The sequence below is a fragment of the uncultured Albimonas sp. genome, from assembly GCF_963977235.1.
In the GTDB taxonomy this organism is placed as follows: Bacteria; Pseudomonadota; Alphaproteobacteria; order Rhodobacterales; family Rhodobacteraceae; genus Albimonas.
Window position 1 is genome coordinate 1 of record NZ_CAXBOD010000138.1, and the last position, 2,721, is coordinate 2,721.

2 protein-coding genes and 1 pseudogene are annotated in these 2,721 nt (G+C 71.7%); all 3 read right to left on the minus strand.

The genetic code is table 11. The features are described 5' to 3' along the window. Positions 1-508, minus strand: a pseudogene (locus AAC134_RS23725) (vitamin B12-dependent ribonucleotide reductase); the annotation flags it as partial. A gap of 654 nt (positions 509-1,162) precedes the next feature. Further along, the gene (locus AAC134_RS23730) at positions 1,163-1,726 is read right to left on the minus strand and encodes a GNAT family N-acetyltransferase (RefSeq protein ID WP_339952271.1); all 564 of its coding nucleotides are present in this window, start codon (positions 1,724-1,726) and stop codon (positions 1,163-1,165) included. Further along, positions 1,723-2,583 (minus strand): 3-mercaptopyruvate sulfurtransferase, encoded by an 861-nt coding sequence (gene sseA, locus AAC134_RS23735; protein ID WP_339952273.1) that lies wholly within the window; start codon positions 2,581-2,583, stop codon positions 1,723-1,725. Before sseA ends, AAC134_RS23730 begins: the two co-directional genes overlap by 4 nt. Positions 2,584-2,721 lie beyond the last annotated feature (138 nt).

A 2,721-nucleotide genomic window follows, 5' to 3' on the forward strand; every position in this document is an offset into this window, starting at 1 on the left:
GGCCGTCGATGCCATAGGCCCAGTGCAGGCCGGTGTTGAACCACTGCGGCGAGTTCGGCGCGGCCATCTGCGCGCACAGCATGTGGCGCATCTCGTCGTAATAGGTCTGGGCGTCGGCCTCGGAGGTGAAGTAGCCGCCCTTCCAGCCCCAATAGGCCCAGGCGCCGGCCAGCCGGTCGAACACCTGCTGGGCCTTCATCTCGCCGCCATAGCGCTTGTCGCGCGACAGCTTCTTCAGCGCGGCCTCGTCGGGGACCGAGCGCCACAGGAACTCGGGCACGCCTTCTTCGGCGACCTTCTTCAGGCGCGCGGGCACGCCGGCCTTGCGGAAATACTTCTGCGCCAGCACGTCGGCGGCCACCTGCGACCAGGCGGCCGGGACGTCGATGTCCTTCAGCTGGAAGACGATCGAGCCGTTCGGATTGCGGATCTCCGAGGTGGCCTTGCGGAACTCGAAGGCCTCGTAGGGAGAGGCGCCAGCTTCGGTGAAACGGCGGTCGATCTGCATTGGTCTGTCCCTCTTCCGCCTCTTTGGCGAGGCGCGTTTAGACGCTTATGTTCGAGGCCGCGCGAACCCCTCCGCGCGGCAGGGGCGCGCTTGCGGCGCCCAGTATCTGGTTGTTTCGGTAGCGGGGCCTCGGCCCCTCCGGTGGAGACCACCACATCTAGGCGGGGCCGTCCTGCTGAGCCCAAGATCGTGAATTCCGTCCGACTCGACAACCCTGTTTTTCTGCAATCTCGCTAGATTTAGTCGTTGACGATCGCGGACGCCCTAGGGGTGGGGTCCTGGCCAACGCCGCACGAAACGGGAACATTAATTTATGAGTCGCAACCGCGGCGCAGCGCTCGGGCCGCCCGACGTCGCGGGCCGCGACGAAACCCGGTGTCTGGCCAGTGAGAAAGGCGACGACTCGGGTCCGGGCGCCGGTCCGATGCGGCCGACCGCAGGCGGGCCTGGCCGGGGAGCGCGCCCGACTCGGCGCCCGCGTGCCGGAGGCCGGCCCTGCCGGCCGTCTCGCGAGTCAGCGGAAACCCGCGCCGCGACGCCAATGCCCCTCGGGCGGCCGCCCCCGGGAAACGGCGCCCACATGCGCCCGCGCCTGCAACGCGCCGCGAGCCGAACGCCTCCGACAGGCGCCCCGCCCGACGCGGCGCCTCGGGCTCAGTCGATGTCGCGGGTCAGGGTGCGCTCGACCTCGGTCCGGCGCACCGGCGAGAACCCGGCCCGCTGGTAGAGCGGCAGCGCCGATACGTGATCGAGCGCGCAGGTGTTCACGGTCATCTTCTCGACGCCCGGCCGCGACCAGCCGGCGTGCACCGCCTCGCCCAGCAGCCAGCGCGCGAGGCCCCGCCCCCGGGTCGCCTCGCACAGGCCGAAATAGCCGAGGTCGCAGACCCCGGCCTGGCGCCAGTCGAGCAGGAAGAACCCTGCGGGCCAGCCTTCCCACATCAGGGTGTGCAGGCCCATGTCCTCGCGCGCCAGCTCGCGGCCGAGCGTCTCGGGGTCGTCGTCGAGGCGGTCGGTCCACTCCCACGCTTCGCCGACCAGGCGGTAGAGGTAGAGGAAATAGGCCGCCGGCGGCGCCTTGGCGCGCACCAGCGCCACGGGAGCGTTCATCGGCAGGGGGACATGCGCGCCCTCCGGCCGGCGGGCCATCTCCAGCCAGGTGATCGCGACCGACACCCGGTCGCCCGCGCGGCCCGTGATGCCGCCTGCATTGCTCATCGCGCCGGCCCGGTCTCGATCGCGAGGTCGGGATAGGCCCCCCACTCGGCCCAGGAGCCGTCGTAGACCGCGTGCTGGCGATGGCCGATCCGCTCGAGCGCCAGGTCCAGCACGCAGGCCGTCACGCCCGAGCCGCAGGACGAGATCACCGGGCGCGAGAGATCCACGCCCGCCGCCTCGAAGACCGCGCGCAGGGCCTCGGGCTCCTTCATCGTGCCGTCGGCGTTCAGCAGGGTATCGTAGGGCACGTTGCGCGCGCCGGGGATGTGGCCGGCGCGCAGGCCGGGACGCGGCTCGGGCTGTTCGCCCGCGAAACGGGGGGCCGAGCGGGCGTCCACGATCTGCTCGCGGCCCAGCTTCAGCGCCGCGGCGACCTGGGTCACGTCCTTGACCAGCATCGCGTTGCGCCGGGCGACGAAGTGACGGTCGCGCGGCAGGGGGGCCATGTCCTCGGTCGGGCGTCCCTCGGCCACCCACCTCGGCAGACCGCCGTCCAGCACCGCCACGTCATGGTGTCCGTAGAGGCGGAACAGCCACCACACCCGCGCGGCCGAGAACAGGCCGGCCGCGTCGTAGACCACCACCCGGTGCGCGTCGCCGATGCCCATCGCCCGCACGCGGGAGACGAACTTCTCCTGCGGGGGCGCCATGTGGGGCAGCTCCGAGCGGGTGTCGGAGATCTCGTCGATGTCGAAGAACTGGGCGCCGGGGATATGGGCCTGCGCGTACTCGGCCTTCGCGTCGCGGCCCGCGGCGGGCAGCCACCATGAGGCGTCCAGCACGCGCACGTCGGGCGCATCGAGATGCTCGGCCAGCCACTCCGTGCTCACCAGCAGCCGATCGTCGCTCGCGGCCATGCGTCTCTCCTTCCACCCGTGCGTCCGGTACCACCCGTCCGGCCGGCCCCTGCGCGAGGTCCGGTCCGAAAGGCGTCTCTAGCCTCCCTCCCGCCGCGGGATCAAGCCGCATGCGCCTGAGCCGCGAGCGCGAGGCCC